We start from the raw sequence: 20,776 nt of genomic DNA on the forward strand, positions 1-20,776 counted from the left end.
CTGGCATGGACGCCAGCCGCGATACGATCCCCGACCTGCTTCTCGACTGGTACGACCGCAACGCGCGCACCCTGCCGTGGCGCGCGGCCCCGGGCACTCCGGCACCGGAGCCCTATCGCGTGTGGCTGTCCGAAGTGATGTTGCAGCAGACCACGGTGGCGGCGGTGAAGGACTACTTCGCCAAGTTCACCGCGCGCTGGCCGCAAGTGACCGACCTTGCCGCCGCGGCGGACGAGGAGGTGATGGCGGCCTGGGCGGGGCTTGGCTACTACGCCCGCGCCCGCAACCTGCTGGCCTGCGCGCGGGCGGTGGCGGCGCGGGGCGGGACGTTTCCCGATACCGAGGACGAGCTGCGCGCGCTGCCGGGGCTGGGCGCCTACACCGCCGCCGCCGTAGCCGCGATCGCCTTCGGCCGCCGTGCGGTGGTGGTGGACGCCAATGTCGAGCGGGTCGTCTCGCGCCTTTTCGCGCTGGAAGAGCCGTTGCCGGGGGCGCGCCCGGCCATCCGCGCGCTGGCGGACACGATCACGCCGGACGCGCGCTCGGGCGACTTCGCGCAGGCCATGATGGACCTTGGCGCCACGATCTGCACCGTCCGCGCGCCGCGCTGCCTGCTCTGTCCGCTGGCTGGTCCCTGCAAGGCGCGAGCGCAGGGCGAGCCGGAGCGGTTGCCGGTCAAAGCCGCCAAGAAGGCCAAGCCCACGCGGCAGGGCCGGGCGTTCTGGATCGAGCGGGATGAGCATGTCTGGCTCGTCCGCCGCCCGGACAAGGGCATGCTGGGCGGGATGCGCGCGCTGCCCGACGATGGCTGGATCGCCGGCAGCGACGGCAGCGGAGAGGGGCCGATCGACGGTCCTTGGGAGAATGCCGGCCGCGTCGGCCACGTCTTCACGCATTTCTCGCTGGAACTCTCGCTTCAGGTTCATCTCGGCACGCTGGCCGGAGATCCGCCGGGCGAAGGCGAGTGGTGGCCGCTCGACCGGATCGACGAGGCGGGGTTGCCGACGCTGTTCGCCAAGGTAGCCCGTCTCGCACTCGCAGAGGCGGTGTGAGTCTTTCCGCCCTGATCGACCGCCGCATGGCCCTGCGCCTCGGCGCGGCGGCGGGGCTGGGGGCGGCATTGATGCCGCGCCTGGCATGGGCGGTGGAGCAGGCTGCTGCGCTACCCAAGGTCTCCGCGCTGGTCGATCGCTGGGTTGGCACCGGCAAGTTCCCCGGCATGGTTGCCTCGGTCGGCATGGCGGGCCGCGATGCGACATTCGTGGCACGCGGCGCGCAGGGTTTCGATGACGGCACGCCGATGGGGCCGGACAGCCTGTTCCGCATCTATTCGATGACCAAGCCGATCACCGGCCTTATGGCGATGCAACTGGTGGAGGAAGGGCGGCTTGCGCTCGATCAGCCGCTGGCGGACATCCTGCCCGCGTGGCGGACGATGCAGGTGCAGGACCGTTACGACGGTGCGCTAGACCGCGTTCACCCAGCCCCGCGCGCGATTACTATGCGCCATCTGGTAACGCACACTTCGGGCATCGGCTATTCGATCGTGCAGACCGGGCCAATCCACGATGCTTATGTGCGGCAGGGTCTTGTTCCGGGGCGGATCAGCCGGATCGAAGTGCCGGGGCTGACTTACGGGCCGACCATCAAGGGGCTGGATCACTTTGCGGACCGGCTGGCGGCGTTGCCGCTGGTGGCCGATCCCGGCACGCGCTGGTCCTATTCGATGGGGCTGGACGTGATGGGCCGGGTGATCGAGGTGGTTACCGGCAAGAGCTTCGACGCCTACCTGGCCGAAGCCCTGTTCGGCCCGGCGGGCATGGCCAGCACCATGTTCACCGTTCCGCGCACTCAGGAGCGGCGGCTGACGACCAATTACGGCGCCTTGGGCGGCGTGCTGGTGCCGATCGATCCGCCTGAGACTTCGGTCTATCTTGATCCTCCGGCCTTTCCCTTCGGCGGTTCGGGGCTTGTCAGCACACCGCGCGACTACGACCGGTTCCTGCGGATGCTGGCGCAAGGCGGGATGATCGACGGGCGGCGCGTGCTGTCCGAACGCGCGGTCGCCATGGGCACGTCGAACCTGTTGCCGCCCGGGGCGGACCGTTCGCACATGATCGGCGGCCCCGCCGCTTTCGGTGCCGGTGGCCGTATCGGGCTGGGTGCGGAGGCCGGCATCTTCGGCTGGTCCGGCGCGGCGGGAACCGTCGGCATGGTCGACATGAACCACGCCGTGCGCTCGCAATTGTTCGTCCAGTTCATGCCCAGCGACGCACTGCCGTTGCTGCCCGAATTCCAAACCGCATTGAAGGCCGATGTCATGGCCCTGTTGGAGAAGCCCGCTTGATCCTTCCCATTGCTTTTTCGGGTGCTCATCTCGACCGTGCCGACCATATTCGCAACGATCCCGAAGCGCTTGCCGCCTTGCAAGGGCCGAACGCGCGGCTGCTGCGGATGGATGGTCTCGACGCGGTCTTGGCTGGCAGCGGTGCGCTATTGTGGGACGGGCTGGACCGGGCCGCGCCGGATAGCGAGTTGATCTTCCTCGGCCTGGATAGCGAGGCGGCGTGCTTTGCCGAAGTTCCCGCCGTCACCCCGCCGGGCGGGCCGCATGCCACGCCGGTCAACTGGCTGACTATGGCGGTGCTGCCGCCTTACGAACTGGCCGCCTACGGCACCGCGCGCAGTCTGGTGAGCTGGCATTGCCGGCACCGCTTCTGCTCGACCTGCGGGTCGGGCACCGTGCTTGCCAAGGGCGGCTGGCAGCGCAGTTGCATCAATCCAGAATGCCGCACCGAGCACTTCCCGCGCGTCGACCCGGTGACGATCATGCTGGTCGAGCATGAAGGGCGTGCTTTGCTCGGCCGCCAGCCGCGCTTTCCGGAGGGGCGTTATTCCACGCTGGCCGGTTTCGTGGAGCCGGGTGAGACGGTGGAGGAAGCCGTTGCGCGTGAGGTGTTCGAAGAGGCTGGCGTGCGGGTGCGCGACGTGCGCTATGTCGCCAGCCAGCCGTGGCCGTTTCCGTCCTCGCTGATGATCGGTTGCTATGCCGTGGCCGAAAGCGACGGGCTGACGATCGACACCACCGAGCTTGAGGATGCGCGATGGTTCACGCGCGAGGATGTGGCGGATGCGTTGGAAGCGATCGGCCGCAACGAGAACGGCAAGGCCTTCGGCGCGCCGCCTGCGCACGCTATCGCGCATGTGTTGATGCGGTGGTGGCTGGATCAGTAAGGACGGGGGGAGCGGAGGTCAGTTTGACCGCCGTCTGCCCTTCCCTATCATATTAAACCGCGTCGTCCCCGCGAAGGCGGGGACCCCGCTTTTCTTGGCGGGCATGGCGGAAGGAAGCGGGGCCCCCGCCTTCGCGGGGGCGACGGAGTTATTTGAGGCGAGGTCGGGGGTGAATCACAAGGTCATGCCCAAACGCAAAGCGCGCGAAGCAAGACGACCTCTCCATGCCTCCGCGTAAAATCAACCCGCCTCGGTCGGCGCCAGCAGCAAGTCGCGCAGGGCGTGGAGGCTGGGCAGAACCTCGGCGCTGGCCAGCACCATTTCCTCGGTCGGCGGCAACAGGTCCGGCACCAGCACGGTAGCAATTCCTGCCGAGGACGAGGCGCGTACGCCCGCGGGGCTATCTTCCACCGCCACGCAATGCGCGGGATCGACGCCCAGACGGCTGGCGGCCAGCAGATAGGGTTCCGGGTGCGGCTTGGCGTGGGTCACGTCACTGCGGGTCACGACCACGTCGAAGTAGGACAGCAGCCCCGCCTTCTCCAGCCGCTGCGTGGCATAGGGCGCTTCGGTGGAGGTGGCGATGGCCAGCGGTACGCCCGCCTTCACGAAATGCTCCAGGATCACTTCGGCGCCGGGGCGCAGGGCGATGCCGGCGTCGACCATCGCTTCGAACAGCACGTCGCTTTCATCGAAGAAGTGGTCCAGCGGGAAGTCCGGCCCCATGCGTTCGGCCACGAGGCGACGGCTGCCGCCACGGTGCACGCCCACCATCGAGAGCAGCAGGTCGTCGGGCAGCGGGTGACCGATGGCATGGCCGGTTTGCACGAAAGCGTTGCGATGCGCCGCCTCGGTATCCAGCAGGGTCCCGTCCATGTCGAAGATCGCCGCCCGGATCGGATCGGGAAGCACACGCGGTGCGGCGGTCAGTATCGATGTAGCCATGCCGCCAATATGAAGCTTGGTTGCTGCGGAACCATTGCAAAACACGAAACTGGCATTGCGAAAAGTGGAGCGGCGGCTTTTCGAAGGAAGCGGGGCCCCCGCCTTCGCGGGGGCGACGGTGTTTTTGGACGCGATGGGAGCGGCCAGAATCGCTAGCGGTCAGAATCGCTGGAGGTCAGAACCGCTCGCGGTCCAGTTCTTCCAGCCCCAGCGTCGCGCAGAGGGCGGAGCGGGCCGCCAGGCACTGCTTCCAGATCGCGGGGTCGGACAGGTCCTCCACGGCAATGCGGTCGGGCCACATGCGGTTCACCAGGGCCTCGATGCGGTCCAGCTTGTCCGTGGTCGCCAGGAAACGGGGATCGACGGTGGCCGGATCGGCAACCACGCGCAGGCGCAGGCAGGCCGGGCCGCCGCCGTTGGCCATCGATTCGCGCAAGTCGTGGATGAACAGGTGGCGGATCGGGCCGTTGCCGGACACCAGCTTTTCCAGCCAGCGCCACACGGTGGGCGATTCCTGCGCCTCGGTCGGCAGGATCAGCGCCGCCTCTCCGGAGGGGAGCGTCACCAACTGGGCGTTGAACAGGTAGGACTGGATCGCGTCGAACAGGCTGACCTCGCTGGCCGGGATCTCGACGATCTCGATCTCCGGCAGCTTTTCGCGCAGTTCGGCGTAGAGCCAGTCGCGCCGGGTATAGGCGTGTTCGTGGGTGAACAGGATCCGCTCATTGGCGACGGCGACGACATCGTTGTGGAACGCGCCGGCGGCGATCGCCTCTTCCGACTGCTGGGCCAGGATCGTCCGTTCGGGATCGAGGCCGTGCAGGCGGGCGACGGCGGCGCTGGCCTCCCGGTGTTGGCGCGCGGGGTAGGGGCCGCCTGCCTCGCCATAGACGAAGACCTCGATCCCCGGCGCGTCATGGCTGGCGCAGAGCCGCATGTGGTTGGCCGCGCCCTCGTCTCCGAACGGCGGCGGCACCGGGGCGTGGACCACGAAGTGTTCCGGATCGGCAAAGGCAATGCGCAGCTGCGCCAGGGCTTCGCGCCATTCGTGGCTGCGGTGGGGCATCGTCACGAGGTTGGCGACGGTCAGGTGGCAGCGCCCGTCGGCGGTATCGGGCGCGGGCGAGACGGTGGCGGCATTGGCGGCCCACATCGAACTGGCCGACATGGCATTGGCGCGCAGGCGCGGATCGGCGTTCTCCACCGTCATGCCCAGCTGCCCCAGCCAGTCGGTATCGGGGCGGCGCTGGGGCAGGAAAAAGCCCTGCACCAGTCCGCGATCCAGATTGGCGCGCATCTTTGCCAGCCCTTGCAGAGCGGCGGCGCGCGGGGCCGAGACCTTGCCGAAGTTCCTCGTCGAGGCGAGGTTGCCGAGGCTGAGCCCCGCATAGTTGTGGCTGGGGCCGACGATTCCGTCGAAATTGATCTCGGTAAGCATGAAGGGGTTCTCAGGCGCTCGCGTAAGTAATGCTGTCGCCCCTCGTCACGCCTAGCAGAGCGGCGGCTTCGGCATCAAGGGTAACGCCGCCTTCGGCTGTGTCCACTTTCCCCAGGCAGGCGCGGAATTCGGCAAGGCGGCCGGTGGCGACCAGATGGCTGGCCTCTTCCAGATCGGCCTCGGCAATTTCGGTGATCACGGCAGTGCGGGCTTCCTGCACGGTGCGGATCTGGTCGGTCCGCGCCAGCATGGTCGGGCCGCCATCGAAGATGTCGACGTAGTTCTGGAAGGCGAAGTTCTCGTTCTCCAGCATCCGCATCGCCGGGCGGCCCGAATAGTGCGGCTGGCCCATCACCTGCCGCGCCGCTTCGGACAGCAGCGCGCAGTAGATCGGATGCTTCGGCATCAGGTCGGCAATGAACTGGTTGCCGTGCTTGGCGTTGAACTCATCCGCGTCGCGGAAGCTCATGTCGAAGAAGCGGCCGGCCAGACCATCCCAGAACGGTGAGTTGCCGGCATCGTCGATGGCGCCGCGCAGTTCGGCCAGCGTGGTATCGCCAAAACGCGAACGGTGCGTCTTGATGAAAAGGTAGCGGCTGCGCGCCAGCAGCTTGCCCACGCCCGCCGAACGCTCGGTGGCGTCCAGGTAGAGGCCGCCCACTTCGCTGGCCCCGTCCAGATCGGTGCAGAGCGTCAGCATCTCGGCCCGGAACGTGCGGTCCAGTTCCTTGGAATGCTGGGTGATCCGGCCGATGCGGTAGGAGTAGAACGGAAACTCGGTCCCCACTTGAGAGAACGCCTGGCAGGTGCCGCGCACTTTGCCGGTTTCGGTATCTTCCAGGATGAAGACGAACAGGTCGTTGGCGATTTCCTCGCTGTCGCGCGCGAAGCTCTTGGCGGTGCGCTTCAGCTTGGCGTCCAGCGTCGGCTTGTCCGGCGGCAGGTTGGTGAAGCCCCCGCCCGTGCCCTTCGCCATGCGATAGAGCGCTTCAAGGTCCCTTTCCTGGGCGGTGCGCAGGAGGAATGTCATGCGGGCAGAACTCCGTCGCGGTCCAGTCTATATAGGACGAGGGCGGTAAGGCGGGCGCGGGCGTCGAGAGAATCGGCCAGCAGGAATTCGTCGGGCGAGTGGATCGAGCCGCCCAGCGCGCCCATCGTATCGAGCACGGGCACACCGCAGGCGGCGATATTGTTGCCGTCGCAGACGCCGCCGGTGTCCTTCCAGCTCATCGGCTGGCCCAGATCGGCGGCGGCCTTGCTGACCACGCCGTAGAGCGCCTCGGTCTTTTCCGAAATCGCCTTGGGCGGGCGCGAGACGTGGCCGTGGATGTGCATGTGCATGTCATGCGCGGCGGAGACTTCGGCGACGGCGGCCTTGATATAGGCTTGCGCCTCGGCCGCGAGTTCGGGCGTGGCCGGGCGCATGTTGAAGTGCAGGATCGCCAGGTCCGGCACGGTGTTGTTGGGCGCGCCGCCCTCGATCTTGGCGGGGTTCACCGAAAGGCCGGGACGGCGCATCGCGGCAAGGCGCAGGGCAAGGTCCCCGGCGGCGACGATGGCGTTGCGGCCATCCTCGGGATTGCGGCCGGCATGGGCGGAGCGGCCGTGGATCACCGCGGCATAGTTGCCCGATCCGGGCCGGGCGCGGGCCATCTGGCCGCCGGGCAGGGCGGGCTCGTAAGTCAGCGCCGCCAGCTTGCCCTTGGCCAGATCGGCGATCAGCGGGGCGGAGGAAAGCGATCCGGTCTCCTCGTCGCTGTTGATGAGGACATCGTAGCCCAGCGTAGGTTTCGCCTGCTCGTAAGCGGCAAGGCCGGCCAGCATCAGCGCAAGGCCGCCCTTCATGTCCGCCGTGCCGGGGCCATGGAGCGTGTTGTCGTCCAGCCAGTCGCAGGTCTGGAACGGATGCTCACGAGGGTAGACGGTGTCCATGTGGCCGGTCAGAATCACCCGGCGTTCGGCCTCCGGCCGGACCGAGAGCACCAGATGGCGGCCATGTGCGACTTGGCGGGTCTGGCCCTGACTGTCGACTTTCTCGACCGGGGCGGGATCGACCAGCTTCACTTCGCCCGGCAGCGCGGCGAAAGCGGCGGCGAGGCGTTCCGCCATCGCCGCCAGCCCGTCGATATTCGCGGTGCCGCTGTTGATCGCCGCCCAGTCCAGCGTGTGGGCAAGGATCGGCGCCCGCTCTACCGGGGTGAGAAGATCGCGTTCCTCGCCGCTGAGGCCCGTCATCAACGCAGCTTGCCGTTCAGCGCGCCGCTGTTGCCGGCCACACTCGCCGCCTCGAAGCTGGCGACCGGATAGGCGCAGTAATCGGCGGCGTAGAACGCGCTGGGGCGGTGGTTGCCGCTGTCTCCCAGGCCGCCGAACGGCATGGAGCCTGCCGCGCCGGTGGTTGGGCGGTTGCGGTTGACCACGCCTGCGCGGCTTTCCAGCACGAAGCGATCCCACAGGGCATCGTCGCCGCTGATCAGGCCGGCCGAAAGGCCGAAGCGCGTGGCGTTGGCGGCGGCCATGGCGGCATCGAAGTCCGGCACGCGGGTCACTTGCACGACGGGGGCGAAGATCTCCTCGTCCGGAACGTCGATCCCGGTCACGTCCAGGATGCCGGGGGTGACGAAGGCATTGCCGCGCCCTTCCACGCCTTCGAACGCGCGGATCACCTTGGCACCGCGTGCTACCAGTTCGGCCACGCGCTCCTTCGCGGCTTCCGCCGCGCGGCCGGAGATCAGCGGGCCGAACCAGGGTTCGGGTGTCTCCTCCCATGCGCCGATGGTCACGCGGTCCGCCAGCGCGGCGACGGCATCGACCAGCGCGGTGCCGAAATCGTCGTCCGGCACGATCAACCGCCGCGCGCAGGAGCAGCGCTGGCCGGTGGTGATGAAGCTGGACTGGACGACCACCGAGGCGGCCTCCTCGATGTCCCCATCCCACGCCACCAGCGGGTTGTTGCCGCCGAGTTCGAGGGCAAGGATCACGTCCGGACGGTCCGCGAAGATCCGGCGGAAATGGGCGCCGGCCCCGGCCGATCCGGTGAACAGCAGCCCGTCGATATGGCCGGCCACCAGCGCCTCACCCGTTTCGCGCGCGCCGTGGACGATCTGGAACACGCCTTCGGGAAGGCCCGCTTCCGCCCAGGCATCCGCCATGGCCTGCCCGGTCGCGGGGGTCATTTCGGAGGGTTTGAACACCACCGTATTGCCCGCCAGCAGGGCGGGAACGATGTGGCCGTTGGGTAAGTGGCCGGGGAAGTTGAACGGACCCAGCACCGCCATCACCCCGTGCGGACGGTGGCGCAGTACGGCCTGACCGAACGGCATGTCGTTGCGCTTCTCGCCCGCGCGTTCAGCCTGCGCGGTGATCGAGATGCCGACCTTGCCGATCATCGATGCCAGCTCGGTGCGCGTTTCCCACAAGGGCTTGCCGGTTTCGCGCGAGATGATTTCTGCAATCGCGTCCTTGCGATCTTCCAGCACCGCCTTGTAGCGCTGGACGGCCTCTACACGGACGGCGACGGGCAGCGCGGCCCAGCCGGGAAACGCCGCGTGGGCGCGTCCGAGGGCGGCGTCCACCGCTGCCGCATCGGCGATTTCGCCTTCCCAGACGAGCGCGTCGGTGGCGGGGTCGTAGGAGCGGAGCATGGTCATGCGTTCCTCGTCACGGCAAAAATGCCGGTGGCGTTGCCGGAATCGAAAGTGAGGTCCAGCTTGCCGGTCTCCGGATCGATGTCACGGGTGATGAATTCGTAGAACGATCCGGGCACCGGCAGCGGCACTTCGCTGCCATCCGCCTCGCGGAACGGGCGCACGACCTTGTCCGCCAGGATCGCGGTCTGGCGCACCCGGCCGTTCTGCGAGATTTCGACCGAGGGCTTCATCGGATAGCCCTGGCCCTTCAACGCATCGGCCAGTTCGATCACGTTCGCGGTGCGGGTGGTCGCGTGGTTGAAGGCATTGCCCTCCGTGGCGATCCAGGCGCCTTCCTTGGTTTCGGGCAGCAGCACTTCGTAATCGGCCAGCGCAGGGGGCTCATGCTGGCGTTCGAAGCAGGCGAGGGCACCCTTCAGCGCGGTCAACGCCATGTCGAACGGGCATTGGCCATCGCTGGCCAGCGTGTCCAGTGCGGTCCATTCCGCTTCGCCCAGCGGATCGGTCGATGTGCCGAAGACATTGGCGCAAGCGCCCCGCGCTGCTTCGGGCAACTGGTCCACATGGAGTTCGGAGACGAAGAACTGCGGGATCGTCTCGGGCAGGTCGCGCTGGGCATAGGCGCGGCCGGTCATCTTCAGCTTGGGCAGCGGATAGAGGCCGACGATCTCATAGCCGAGCGGCGCCAGGAAGCGGCCGAACGCCATGTGGCCACCGGGCAGCGCGCCGGTTTCGCCATCGATGGTGCGCAGCGCGCCATGGTCGAAGACGATGGTTTCGCCCGCCGCGCGCACGTCGTCGATATAGCGCTGCGCGGTCGGCACGCGGTCCAGCAGGTCTGCGAACAGTGCGGCGTTCAGCGCCATGGCGACTTGCGCGCGGCTGACGCCGTCGCCGGTACCGGCAAGGGCGGGGTCGATGGTCAGCGTGGTGAGTGCCAGCGTCGCCTTGTCGGCGCCGATGGCGGCCGCCAGCAGGCGGAACAGCGTCTGGTCCGGATTCGCGTGAGATTGGGGGGCGGAGGGCATCGTTTTCCCGTCGTTCCTGTTGTTTCGCGTGTGTGAAGACATAGGAAAGCCCCCGCACCAAGTCCATGGCGCAAGGGCACCAGATGCGCTTTTTTGTCTATACCTATTGGCCTCATGCGTTTGCGCCTGCCTGACGGGCCGGCCGCGAGTCGCCGCAGAAGGGGCGGCCAAGCCTTTGGAGCGGTTGTGACTGCCGAATGTGTGAAGCGCTCCACAGGCCGTCGATCGGCACCGCTTCGACCCGTTAACGAAAGATTTTTGCAGTGCAGCGGGAAACTCGTGGCATGTTTGCGCTTTGAGGACTCGATCTCTCTCTCCTGCCCCCGAGGAGCGCGCATGAACTGGTTGCCTCGTGATGAAGAACCCGGTTGGAAATCGGGTTCGAACAAGGTGCGTTCGATATTTGACGCCGCTGGCGGAAACGATGCCAATGTTCGACCAAGGTCGACGCATATTGCGGTGATCGGTAATTTTGCTCCTCGCAAGTGCGGGATAGCTACTTTTACAACCGATATATTCGAACAGCTGGGCGAACATCACCCCGAGATCACGGTGGATGTCTATGCACTGGACGATCCGGCGCGTCCTTTGGAGTACGAGAACGTCGCCGGCACCGTGGCCTGCAACGATCCGGAAGACTATGCCCGCGCCGCCCGCCAGATCAACGAGAGCGGGGTGGATGCCGTCTGGCTTCAGCACGAATACGGCATCTTCGGCGGCGAGGATGGCGAGATGGTATGCCATTTCGTCGACCGGCTGGCCGCGCCCCTGATCCTCACCCTGCACACCGTGCTGAAGGAACCGACCGCGCATCAGCGGGCGATCCTGGATCGCCTTGTGGTGCGCGCGTCCCGGATCATGGTGATGTCGCGCCATTCGAAGGAAGTGCTCGAAAGCGAATATCGCGTGCCGGCGCGGGTGATCGAAGTGATCGAACATGGCGCGCCCGATCGGCCTTTCGGCCGGCAGGAAGAATTCAAGGCACGGCTTGGCCTGTCGGACCGCAAGGTTCTGATGACGTTCGGCCTGCTGGGGCCGGGCAAGGGGCTGGAACATGCCATCGCGGCCCTGCCCGCGATCGTGCAGCGCCATCCCGACGTGCTTTATCGGATCGTCGGCGCCACCCATCCGAATCTGGTGGCGCGCGAAGGCGAGGCCTATCGCGAGAAGCTGGAAAGCCTGGCGGCGGAACTCGGGGTTGCGGACCATCTCGTGTGGGACAACCGCTTCCTCGAAACCGGCGAACTGCTGGACCAGCTTGAGGCCTGCGACATCTACATGACGCCTTATCCCGGGCTTCAGCAGGCGACGTCGGGCACGCTGAGCTATGCGGTGGCATTGGGCAAGGCGCTAGTCTCCACTCCTTATGTCCATGCTCGCGAACTGCTGGGCAATGGCGTGGGCACGCTGATCGAGCCCGGATCGAGCGCCGCGATTGCCGAGGCTGTCAACGCACTGCTGGACAATCCCGATGAACTCGCCGCCATGCAACGCCGTGCCTGGGTGCGCGGGCGCGACATGATCTGGCCGCGCTTCGCGGAAAGTTCCGCCCGGCTGATCGACAATGCCCGCGCACCGCGCCCGGTGGTGCCGCCGGTGACGGCGACGCCGGGTCTTTCGGCGGTCTTCGCGATGAGCGATGCCACCGGCATGCTGCAGCACGGTGTTGGCGTCGTGCCGGATCGTCGCCATGGCTATTGCCTGGACGACAATGCCCGCGCGCTGATGCTGATGAACGTGGCGCAGGGCGTTCCCGCGGCGGAGCGGATGAAGTGGAGCATGGCCTATGCCGGCTTCATTCAATACGCCTGGAACCCCGACCTCAGCCGGTTCCGCAATTTCATGCGCTATGACCGGTCGTGGTGCGAGGACGAGGGGTCTGAGGATTCCAATGGCCGCGCGCTCTGGGCGCTTGGGCAAACGTGCGAATGCAACGTCGATCCCGGGCTGGGTGACTGGGCGCTGGACCTTTTCGAACAGGCGCTGCCGGCAGTGGGCGATTCGCATTCGCCGCGCGCGATCGCGTTCGCCATGCTGGGCGCTTGCGCGGTCTTGCGCCGCGATCCCGGGCATGAGGCCGCGCGGGAGCGGGTGGAAGCCGGCGGCGATTTCCTGATGAAACTGCTGGGCCATGGCCGCCGGCCGGATTGGGCCTGGTTCGAGGCGGTGCTGGGTTACGACAATCCGCGCCTGCCGCAGGCCCTGATCGAGGCCGGCGCGATGCTGGGCCGGGAGGACTGGATCGGAGACGGTCTGGCGACGCTGGAATGGATCTGCCACCAGCAGGTTTCCGCCAAGGGGCAGTTCCGGCCGATCGGATCGGAAAGTTTCCACAAGCCCTACAGCTACTTGCCGTTCGACCAGCAGCCGCTGGAGGCGCAGGCCGCGATCGAGGCGTCGCGCGCCGCGTGGCGCGTCACGCGCGGGGCGTTCTGGCGCGAACATGCGCTGGCGGCGTGGCGATGGTTCTTCGGCGGCAACGACCGCGGCGTCATGCTGGCCGATCTTGCGTCCGGCCGCTGCCACGACGGCGTTACGCCGCGCGGAGTAAATGGCAATTGCGGTGCGGAATCCATTCTCGCTTTCCAGCTTTCGCATTATGCTCTGGCCGAGCTTGCCCAGTCGGGCCCGCTGGTTTCGGCAGGTCCCCTGGCTTCGGGAGGAGGTTGGCTTGAATTGGCCCGAGACAGCCTGGTCTGAACCGCTGCACGTTTTCGAAACACGCCTTCACGCCGATCCGGCGCGGGTGGTGTTGCGCCCCTTTCACCTTGGCTGGCAGGCGAAAAACGCGCCCAGCGGCCGCGCGATGAAGCTGGTGGAGCACGTCGCCGCGTTGACGGAGGAGCGTGCCGACGCGGAATACGAACGCGTGCTGCGCGACTTCAAGGAACGCCATTGGCAGACCGAGACGATCTTCGAGGAGCGCTTCGCCGAAGTGGCGGCGAACCTCGACCTGGATCCCACGCGCTTTTCCGAGTCGCGCAAGCGGCTGATCGGTTCGTACTTCTGCCATGAGTACACGTTCGCCGCCGCTGCGCTGATGAACCCCTCCATCGTGCCCGCGCCCGACCAGTCGGGCATGCAGGACGGATCGGTGCGCTTCATCATGAGCCTGCGCGCAGTGGGGGAAGGGCACATCAGTTCCATCGCCTTTCGCGAAGGCATTGCCGAGGATGACGGCACCTTTTCGCTGTGGCCGCAGGCCTCGTTCGCCACTTCGGTCGAACTGGACGACGAGGAGCAGATCGATGCCGAGGACACCAATGTCTTCGTCCATCGCCATCCGGATTCCAGCCTGTCGAACACGGTGATCTTCCCGATCACGGAGCAGCAGCGCGGCGGGCTGGAGGACTTGCGCCTCGTTCGGTTCGATCACGGCGGTGGCGATTACGAATGGGTGGGCACGTACACCGCCTATTCGGGCAGTTCTATCCGCTCAGAACTGCTGCGCACGCGCGACTTTCGCGCTTTCGAGCTGGAACCGATCCACGGCCGCGCCGGGCGCAACAAGGGCATGGCGCTGTTTCCCGAAAAGGTCGACGGGCAGTACTGCATGGTCGGCCGGCAGGACGGGCAGAACCTGTTCCTGCTGAAGTCGGACGAGCTTGCCGTCTGGGACGATGACGGCGTGCTGCTAATGGAGCCGGCCTATCCCTGGGAATTCATCCAGATCGGCAACTGCGGCAGCCCGATCAAGACCGAGCACGGCTGGCTGCTGTTCACCCACGGCGTCGGCGCGATGCGCAAGTACGCGCTGGGCTGCGCGCTGCTGGACCTGAAGGATCCGTCGATCGTGCTGGCCCGCACGGTGGAGCCGGTGCTGACGGCTGAGAATGCCGATCGCTCGGGCTATGTGCCCAACGTGGTCTACACCTGCGGCGCGCTGAAAGTGGGGGAGCGGTTGCTGATCCCCTACGGCATTTCGGACAGCACCGTGGGCTTCGCGACGTGCGAGATTTCGGCGCTGATGGGGTTGATGTCGTAAGCCGTATGGGGCGTGCGGTCGCGAGGTCAGGCGTTAATCGCGCTTCGCCCTACTGGCTTCACAACACCAGCTATCTCGCAGTTGTCGAAACCTGCGCCCCGCGCTCGTCCCTACCCGTCATCCCCGCGAAGGCGGGGATCCCGCCTCCCTTGTGCTAGCGGAAAGGGCGAAAGGCAGCGGGGCCCCCGCCTTCGCGGGGGCGACGACAGAAGGCTGTCGTCATCCGGCCGCGAAAGCAGGGGGGACCTGTCACCCGTGCGCGCCGAACTCGTTCGCCAGCGCGGTGGTGATGCGCAGGCTCAGCGCATAGCAGCGCGCGATCGGGTCGATGAATTCGCGGTGGATCTGCGCATAGCCGGTCGCGCTGGAATCCGGGTAGTCGCTGGGCTTGTCCACCGTGAAGTCGTCGATCGAGGGGAAGCTGGTCGGGAAGGCGCGGCGCAACTGCGCAAGGCCATCCTCGACGCGCAGGGTGAAGAACATCTCCAGCACGTCGTCATGGCTGATGTCGTTGGCGCGGCTGAACGGCGGCACCATGACCACGCGCAGGAACATGTGCTTGAACAGCGCGATGCGCAGCGATTGCAGCACACCCAAGCTGCGCCGGGTGTGCTCGCGGTCCGGCAGCGGCGCTTCGTCCGGCAGCAGGTCGAGCAGGAAGTGCAGCTTCATCGCATCGACGCGCAGGCGTGAGGCCAGTCGGCGATAGACGCCGGTGCGGTCGTCCTTGGTCAGATACTCGGCCAGCTTCAGGCAGGCGTCGGCGATGTGCTTCTCATCCCCGCGATAGGGGCGGCTGGCCCAATAGGCGGAGTTGAACAGTTCGCCATAGGCTGCGACCGTCTTGATCGAAGCCAAGGCATTGGCCGCGCGGGCAAGGCGCATCAACTGCTGCCCGCGTTCGCTTTCGCGCAGCAGGCCGGCGATCTCTTCCCGGTTGCCGTCCGACGCGGTGCCGATCCCGGCGATCACGTTCACCGGATAGCCCAGTTGCTGAAGGATGGCATTGTGCGGGATCGCGCGGATCTGCCGCAGGCTCATCGAGCGGTCGGCGGCAAGGTCCGACTGGCGGCGCGACTTGCGGCTGCCGGTATCGTTCAGCAGGCCCAGGCCGAACGCGGTGATTGCGCGGCTGTAGGTGGAGCTTTCCAGATGCTCATGCTGCACGCCCCGGATCGCGCGATAGAAATCGAGGCTGAGGTCGGTGCGACGATAGAACAAGTCGGTCGGCGCATCGGCATCGGCGCCCCACAGCGGCATTTCGGCCATGCGGGTGAGCGTGGCGAAGGCCAGTTCGTCCGACCCGAACCAGAGGTAGCCGTCGCCGCCCTGGAAAGAGACTTCGGGCTCCAGCCGGATCCCGGCGCGCAGGAAGCGACGGCGGGACCAAGGCGACATCGGCCACTGGAAGCGGTCCTGGATGCTGGACGGGTGCGCGCCGCGCCCCATCGATTCGCCGTGCGTGTTGAAGATCAGCGCCGAAACGTCGGTAAGGCCGTTGGCCACCATCGCTTCGGACAGGCGGCCTTGCAGGCGCTCGATCGCGAGTGCGGCGGGCACCTGGCCGACGAAGCGGCCCGCGTCCGAAAACCCGGTCTGGATGGAGACGCGGCCACGCTTGTGCGCGTAATCGCGGTAGGCCGGCTCTGCCAGGACCGCGTCGAGGAAGCGGCCGCCATGTTCGAGGGCGGTCTCGGTCTCGAACAGCGGCGAGACGTCCACCTTCTCGTCGATCCCGAACATCCGCGCGAAGTAGAGCGCGGCCAGGATCGTGGTCGGCTCCTCGCACTCGGCCACCAGCATGCGGATCGGCGCGTCGGCGTCGATATGCGCAAGGATCTGGGCCATGGCCAGGAACTGGCGAACGGCGGTCGAATTCTCGATGGCGAGCGCGGCGAAGTTGGACTTCAGCGGCTTCACTTCGGCCAGCAACTCGCGCATGCGGACCAGGGCGGCCTGGCTGGCGAGGTTCAGCTTGCCGTCCGGATCGATGCGCAGGCGGATCGCGTTCTGAAGCTGGGAGGCGTTCACGCGGAAGTGGATCCAGCCCATGCCAAGGCCATCCGCGCGCATCGCGGCGGCGGCGACCAGCAAGGTGCGGGCCTGATCCTGATCGGCGTGGCGCGCTTCGTATTCCAGGTCGCTGATGATGCCTTCCAGGCTGATCAGCTTGTCCGGATGCTCGGCAGTCAGCGTATTGGCGGCGTCCGACAGCGCTTCGGGCGAGGAGAGGTCGGCGGCGAAGCGCGCGGCCATGTCCGCCGCCAGCGCGCCGGCTCGGGCCAGCTTGGCGGAAGTGTCGGGCGCGGCGTGGGCCAGTATTTCGGCATAGCTGGCCAGGCGCTGGGCCTTTTCCTCAAGCCGATAACGGATCGAGGTGGACCAGCCGATATCGGTGCGGCCGTCCATGTCATACCCCACCCACGAGGCGAAGCGGGCGGGCATCGGGTTCAGCCCCTTCCAGCGCTTCGGCCAGCGGGTGGCGGCAATGTCGAACAGGCGTTCGTTGATGCGATCGCGGGCCTTCTGGCCGCGGGCGATGGCCTCCATCGCCTTGCCGTGTTCGTAATCGAGCGTGATCGTATCGCGCGCGGGCGAGGCGGCGCAGACGGTGGCCTCGCTATGGTCGCCGGTGGAGGCGGCGTGAGTCACCGCCTCGGTCTGGGCGGTGGAGAGCAGGAAAGTAGGGTGCCCGGTGAAAACCACGTGGGCGGCGGGGCGCTGCCAGCGCACGGCGAAGGCGGTGAAATCTTCCTCACCAGCCGCCGCATCCAGCCGCTTTTCGTTTTCGGCCGGGGCGATGGGGGCGAGCATGCGGTCCAGCCGCGCGGCGCGGGCACGCAGCCCTTCGCACTCCATCTCGGCGACGAGGGCCTCGATCGTGTCGAGGCCCATTTCGCCGTTTTCCAGCTGGCGCGACAGTTCGAGCCCCAGCTGGAAAACCGGATTGTAGAGCGGCGTCTGGGCGGTCAGGACATGAAGTTCCTGAAGCCGGCGGTCGAGATCGTCGACCGTGTTCAACGCCGGGCCCATCAGCGGGGAAGCCCCGCGGCCTGACGGGCCGCCGCCTCGATCTTGGCGACGTCCGGCTTACCCTTGGGCACCATCCAGCTGCCGCCGACGCAGAGCACCGCGTCCAGCGCCAGCCATTCGGGCGCGTTCTCCGGCGTGACGCCGCCGGTGGGGCAGAACTTCGCCTTGAACAGCGGTGCGGCGATCGCCTTCAGTGCCGAAGGACCGCCGGCCGCCATGGCCGGGAAGAACTTCAGCCGGTCGAACCCGCATTCCAGCGCGAACATCACGTCGCTGGCATTGGCGGTGCCGGGCAGGAACGGGATCTTGGTCTTGTAGGCGGCTTCCGCCAGCATCGGCGTGAGGCCGGGCGAGACGATGAATTCCGCGCCCGCGTCGATCGAGCGCTTCAGGTCATCGGGCGAAAGCACGGTGCCCGCGCCGACCACGGCGCCGGGAACCTGCTTCATCACCTTGATCGCCTCGATCGCGCATTCGGTGCGCAGCGTCACCTCAAGCGCGGGCAGGCCGCCAGCGACAAGCGCTTCGGCGATCGGCAGCGCGTGTTCGATATCCTCGATCACCAGCACCGGGATCACCGGGGCCAGACGCATGACCTTTTCGACGGCTTCGGACGGGCTGCTCATTGATGGTGCTCCCTGACATAGGCGGCAGCCGCGCCGAACAGGCCGGGCTGCGGATGGGTGATAAGCTTGACGGGGATCTGCGCCATCATCGAGGCGAAGCGCCCCTTGGCGCAGAAGCGCTCCGAAAAGCCCGAGGAAAGAATGGTTTCGCGGATGCGGTAGCCAAGGCCACCGGCGATCACGACGCCGCTCGCGCCATGCGCCAGCGCATAGTCGCCCGCCGCGCTGCCCAGCGAGAGGCAGAAGCGATCGACCGCGGCGGCGGCCAGCGGGTCCGAATGGCTGGTGCCGGCGGTCCAGAGTTCCACGTCGGTGACGTCATGCACCGCGCGGGTCTCCATGGCGGCCAGCGTCTGGTAGATATCGACGATGGCCGGGCCGGAAACGACACGCTCCACCGAGACGCGGTTGTGCCGCTTGCGCAGGCGGGCAAGGATCGCATCCTCGATCAGGTCGAGCGGGGCGTAGTCCACATGGCCGCCCTCGGTCGCCTGCACGTGGTAGAACCCGCCCTTGCCGTGCGGTAGGCCATTGCGCCACAAGTGCGCGACGCCAAGGCCGGTGCCCGGGCCAAGCACGCTGAGCGTGCCCGAGGTGGGCAGCGGAACGTCCGGCCCGGCCAGATGCAGGAACTGGTCTTCGGGCGCCAGCGCCACGGCATAGGCCACCGCCGCGAAGTCGTTGACCACGGTATAGCGTGACACGCCCATCTTCTCGGGAATCATCGCGGGACGAATGATCCACGGGTTGTTGGTGAAGCGGATCACGTCACCGCCGACGGGCCCTGCGATCGCGATCGAGATGGCATCGGGCAGCGTGCCGCCCATGCGCTCGCGGAAAGCCTGCCATGCCAGCTGGAAGCTGCCATGATCGCTGGTGTGCAGCGTGACGGGTTCGTCCAGCGTGATGTGGCCTTGGTCGTCCACCGAAGCCAGCGCGAAGCGGGCATGGGTTCCGCCGATGTCGACGGCAACGAGTTCGGTGCTGCCGGCATTGCTCCCAGAGTTGCTCACAGTCCTGCTACCTCCAGCATCGAGGAGCCGCCCTGTTCGGCGCCGCCTGCGTTCATGCGGAACATCGCGAAGAGTTCGCGGCCCATGCCTTCGGCCGGAGCCGGCAGCGGGGCGGGCGAGCGGCCGGAAAGGTCGGCCGTGGTGGAAAGCGTGCCGTCCACCGCGCAGAGGCGCACGATATCGCCGTCCTGCAGATAGGCGATGGGGCCGTCCGCCAGCGCTTCCGGGGTGACGTGGATCGCGGCGGGCACCTTGCCCGAAGCGCCCGACATGCGGCCGTCGGTGACCAGCGCCACCTTGAAGCCGCGATCCTGAAGCACGCCCAGCGGCGGCGTCAGCTTGTGCAGTTCGGGCATGCCGTTGGCGCGCGGGCCCTGATGGCGCACGACCACCACGACATCGCGGTCCAGCTCACCCGCCTTGAAGGCGTTGATGACCGCTTCCTGCGTTTCGAACACGCGGCAGGGCGCCTCGATGGTCCAGCGCTCCTGATCGACCGCGCTGGTCTTGAACGTGGCGCGGCCGACATTGCCGGAGACGAGGCGCATGCCGCCGTCGGGCAGGAAGGGCTTGGCCACCGTGCTCAGCATGGCATCGTCGCCGCTGACGGCAGGGGCCGGCTTCCACTTGAGTTCGCCTTCGTCCAGCGTCGGCTCGGTGGCATAGGCGCGCATGCCGTCCTTCGAGACGGTGAGGATGTCCTCATGCGCGAGCCCGGCGTCGAGCAGTTCGCGCACCACCCAGCCCATGCCGCCGGCGGCGTGGAAGTGGTTCACGTCGCCCGAACCGTTGGGATAGACGCGCGTGATCAGCGGCACGGCGGCGGAAAGCTCGTCGAAGTCCTGCCAGTCGATCTGGATGCCGGCGCAGCGGGCCATGGCGGGCAGGTGGATCGCGTGGTTGGTCGAACCGCCCGTCGCCAGCAGGCCGACGATGGCGTTGACGATCGCCTTCTCGTCCACGACATGCGCCATCGGGCGGAAGTCGTCACCCTTGCGGGTCATCTCGGTCACGCGGTGGACGGCGGCGCGGGTCACGGCCTGACGCAGCGGCGTGTTCGGCGGCACGAAAGCGGCGCCGGGGATGTGCAGGCCCATCATCTCCATCATCATCTGGTTGGAGTTGGCGGTGCCGTAGAAAGTGCAGGTGCCGGCCGAGTGATAGCTGGCGCTTTCGCTCGCCAAGAGTTCCTCACGGCCGACCTTGCCCTCTGCATAGAGCTGGCGGACCTTCTGCTTTTCCTTGTTGGAGATGCCGCTGGGCATCGGGCCCGAAGGGATGAACACGGCGGGCAGATGGCCGAAGCGCAGCGCGCCCATGACCAGGCCGGGCACGATCTTGTCGCAGATGCCCAGCAGGGTCATGCCGTCATACATCGCGTGGCTGAGCGAGACGGCGGTGGAAAGCGCAATGGTGTCGCGGCTGAACAGCGACAGTTCCATGCCGTCGAAGCCCTGCGTCACGCCGTCGCACATGGCGGGCACGCCGCCGGCAACTTGCGCGGTCGCGCCGACTTCGCGAGCATAGAGCTTCATCTGCTCCGGATAGCGGCCATAGGGCTGATGGGCCGAAAGCATGTCGTTGTAAGCAGTGACGATGCCGACGTTGATTGCCTTGCCGGTGGCGATGGCAGGCTTGTCCTCTCCGCTCGCCGCAAAACCATGCGCGAGGTTGGAGCACGAAAGGAACGAACGGTCCGAATGGCGGCCGGCTTCGCGGTCGACCATGGCGAGATAGCGGGCGCGAGTGGGCTTCGACCGTTCGATGATGCGGTCGGTTACGCGGGCTACCACCGGGCTGAGGGTGCTCATGGGGTTACTCCTG

At 67.1% G+C, this 20,776-nt stretch carries 15 protein-coding genes; 5 read left to right on the top strand and 10 right to left on the bottom strand.

What is annotated here, in order from left to right:
* Window positions 1-5 precede the first annotated feature (5 nt).
* Genes mutY through nudC form a run of 3 tightly spaced genes read left to right on the top strand, consistent with a single transcriptional unit; the run spans window position 6 to window position 3,234 of the window.
* Entirely contained in the window at window positions 6-1,052 is a 1,047-nt protein-coding gene (gene mutY, locus WBP07_RS18605) for an A/G-specific adenine glycosylase (RefSeq protein ID WP_395393258.1), read from the top strand.
* A gap of 26 nt (window positions 1,053-1,078) precedes the next feature.
* A complete protein-coding gene (locus tag WBP07_RS18610; RefSeq protein WP_395395835.1) occupies window positions 1,079-2,347 on the top strand; it encodes a serine hydrolase domain-containing protein in 1,269 nt (422 codons plus the stop codon).
* The gene (gene nudC, locus WBP07_RS18615) at window positions 2,344-3,234 is read left to right on the top strand and encodes an NAD(+) diphosphatase (protein WP_395393259.1); all 891 of its coding nucleotides are present in this window, start codon (window positions 2,344-2,346) and stop codon (window positions 3,232-3,234) included. The genes WBP07_RS18610 and nudC overlap by 4 nt, the downstream gene beginning before the upstream one ends.
* 240 nt (window positions 3,235-3,474) lie before the next feature.
* Here nudC and WBP07_RS18620 read toward each other — a convergent pair whose 3' ends face one another.
* The 6 genes from WBP07_RS18620 to WBP07_RS18645 form a co-directional block, all read right to left on the bottom strand.
* Window positions 3,475-4,179, bottom strand: a complete 705-nt coding sequence (locus WBP07_RS18620) for an HAD family hydrolase (protein WP_395393260.1) — start codon at window positions 4,177-4,179, stop codon at window positions 3,475-3,477.
* Between the two features lie 175 nt (window positions 4,180-4,354).
* Window positions 4,355-5,617, bottom strand: a complete 1,263-nt coding sequence (locus WBP07_RS18625; RefSeq protein ID WP_395393262.1) for an N-succinylarginine dihydrolase — start codon at window positions 5,615-5,617, stop codon at window positions 4,355-4,357.
* 10 nt (window positions 5,618-5,627) lie between these two features.
* Window positions 5,628-6,647 (bottom strand): arginine N-succinyltransferase, encoded by a 1,020-nt coding sequence (locus tag WBP07_RS18630; protein ID WP_395393263.1) that lies wholly within the window; start codon window positions 6,645-6,647, stop codon window positions 5,628-5,630.
* Window positions 6,644-7,852 (bottom strand): hydrolase, encoded by a 1,209-nt coding sequence (locus WBP07_RS18635; RefSeq protein ID WP_395393264.1) that lies wholly within the window; start codon window positions 7,850-7,852, stop codon window positions 6,644-6,646. Before WBP07_RS18635 ends, WBP07_RS18630 begins: the two co-directional genes overlap by 4 nt.
* Complete coding sequence (astD, locus tag WBP07_RS18640; protein WP_395395836.1) at window positions 7,852-9,261, bottom strand: succinylglutamate-semialdehyde dehydrogenase; 1,410 nt, start codon at window positions 9,259-9,261, stop codon at window positions 7,852-7,854. The genes WBP07_RS18635 and astD overlap by 1 nt, the downstream gene beginning before the upstream one ends.
* Window positions 9,262-9,263: 2 nt before the next feature.
* On the bottom strand, window positions 9,264-10,295 hold the full coding sequence (locus WBP07_RS18645; RefSeq protein ID WP_395393266.1) for a 2-oxoadipate dioxygenase/decarboxylase family protein: 1,032 nt from the start codon (window positions 10,293-10,295) through the stop codon (window positions 9,264-9,266).
* A 336-nt stretch (window positions 10,296-10,631) separates the two neighbouring features.
* Between WBP07_RS18645 and WBP07_RS18650 the strand changes: the two genes are divergently transcribed.
* Both WBP07_RS18650 and WBP07_RS18655 read left to right on the top strand, forming a co-directional pair.
* Window positions 10,632-12,995: a glycosyltransferase gene (locus WBP07_RS18650; protein WP_395393268.1), complete on the top strand. Its 2,364-nt coding sequence runs from the start codon at window positions 10,632-10,634 to the stop codon at window positions 12,993-12,995.
* Window positions 12,967-14,280, top strand: coding sequence for a glycoside hydrolase family 130 protein (locus WBP07_RS18655; RefSeq protein ID WP_395393269.1), 1,314 nt, complete (start codon window positions 12,967-12,969; stop codon window positions 14,278-14,280). Before WBP07_RS18650 ends, WBP07_RS18655 begins: the two co-directional genes overlap by 29 nt.
* Window positions 14,281-14,529: 249 nt before the next feature.
* On the opposite strand, the gene WBP07_RS18660 is transcribed toward WBP07_RS18655, so the two are convergent.
* The 4 genes from WBP07_RS18660 to edd are packed head-to-tail and all read right to left on the bottom strand — an operon-like array spanning window position 14,530 to window position 20,763.
* A complete protein-coding gene (locus WBP07_RS18660) occupies window positions 14,530-17,313 on the bottom strand; it encodes a phosphoenolpyruvate carboxylase (RefSeq protein WP_395393270.1) in 2,784 nt (927 codons plus the stop codon).
* Entirely contained in the window at window positions 17,313-17,939 is a 627-nt protein-coding gene (gene eda, locus WBP07_RS18665) for a bifunctional 4-hydroxy-2-oxoglutarate aldolase/2-dehydro-3-deoxy-phosphogluconate aldolase (RefSeq protein ID WP_395393271.1), read from the bottom strand. The genes WBP07_RS18660 and eda overlap by 1 nt, the downstream gene beginning before the upstream one ends.
* Window positions 17,936-18,952, bottom strand: coding sequence for a glucokinase (locus tag WBP07_RS18670; protein ID WP_395393273.1), 1,017 nt, complete (start codon window positions 18,950-18,952; stop codon window positions 17,936-17,938). Before WBP07_RS18670 ends, eda begins: the two co-directional genes overlap by 4 nt.
* Complete coding sequence (gene edd / locus WBP07_RS18675) at window positions 18,949-20,763, bottom strand: phosphogluconate dehydratase (protein ID WP_395393275.1); 1,815 nt, start codon at window positions 20,761-20,763, stop codon at window positions 18,949-18,951. Before edd ends, WBP07_RS18670 begins: the two co-directional genes overlap by 4 nt.
* Between the last annotated feature and the right edge of the window lie 13 nt (window positions 20,764-20,776).

Source organism: Novosphingobium oxfordense (assembly GCF_044029435.1).
In the GTDB taxonomy this organism is placed as follows: domain Bacteria; phylum Pseudomonadota; class Alphaproteobacteria; order Sphingomonadales; family Sphingomonadaceae; genus Novosphingobium.

What these genes read in the sequence shown, in the direction of transcription:
- mutY (WP_395393258.1), top strand. Translation starts at nt 6, where the DNA reads ATGGACGCCAGCCGCGATACGATCCCCGACCTGCTTCTCGACTGGTAC.
- WBP07_RS18610 (WP_395395835.1), top strand. Translation starts at nt 1,079, where the DNA reads ATGGCCCTGCGCCTCGGCGCGGCGGCGGGGCTGGGGGCGGCATTGATG.
- WBP07_RS18620 (WP_395393260.1), bottom strand. Translation starts at nt 4,179, where the DNA reads ATGGCTACATCGATACTGACCGCCGCACCGCGTGTGCTTCCCGATCCG.
- WBP07_RS18625 (WP_395393262.1), bottom strand. Translation starts at nt 5,617, where the DNA reads ATGCTTACCGAGATCAATTTCGACGGAATCGTCGGCCCCAGCCACAAC.
- WBP07_RS18630 (WP_395393263.1), bottom strand. Translation starts at nt 6,647, where the DNA reads ATGACATTCCTCCTGCGCACCGCCCAGGAAAGGGACCTTGAAGCGCTC.
- WBP07_RS18635 (WP_395393264.1), bottom strand. Translation starts at nt 7,852, where the DNA reads ATGACGGGCCTCAGCGGCGAGGAACGCGATCTTCTCACCCCGGTAGAG.
- astD (WP_395395836.1), bottom strand. Translation starts at nt 9,261, where the DNA reads ATGCTCCGCTCCTACGACCCCGCCACCGACGCGCTCGTCTGGGAAGGC.
- WBP07_RS18645 (WP_395393266.1), bottom strand. Translation starts at nt 10,295, where the DNA reads ATGCCCTCCGCCCCCCAATCTCACGCGAATCCGGACCAGACGCTGTTC.
- WBP07_RS18650 (WP_395393268.1), top strand. Translation starts at nt 10,632, where the DNA reads ATGAACTGGTTGCCTCGTGATGAAGAACCCGGTTGGAAATCGGGTTCG.
- WBP07_RS18660 (WP_395393270.1), bottom strand. Translation starts at nt 17,313, where the DNA reads ATGGGCCCGGCGTTGAACACGGTCGACGATCTCGACCGCCGGCTTCAG.
- eda (WP_395393271.1), bottom strand. Translation starts at nt 17,939, where the DNA reads ATGAGCAGCCCGTCCGAAGCCGTCGAAAAGGTCATGCGTCTGGCCCCG.
- edd (WP_395393275.1), bottom strand. Translation starts at nt 20,763, where the DNA reads ATGAGCACCCTCAGCCCGGTGGTAGCCCGCGTAACCGACCGCATCATC.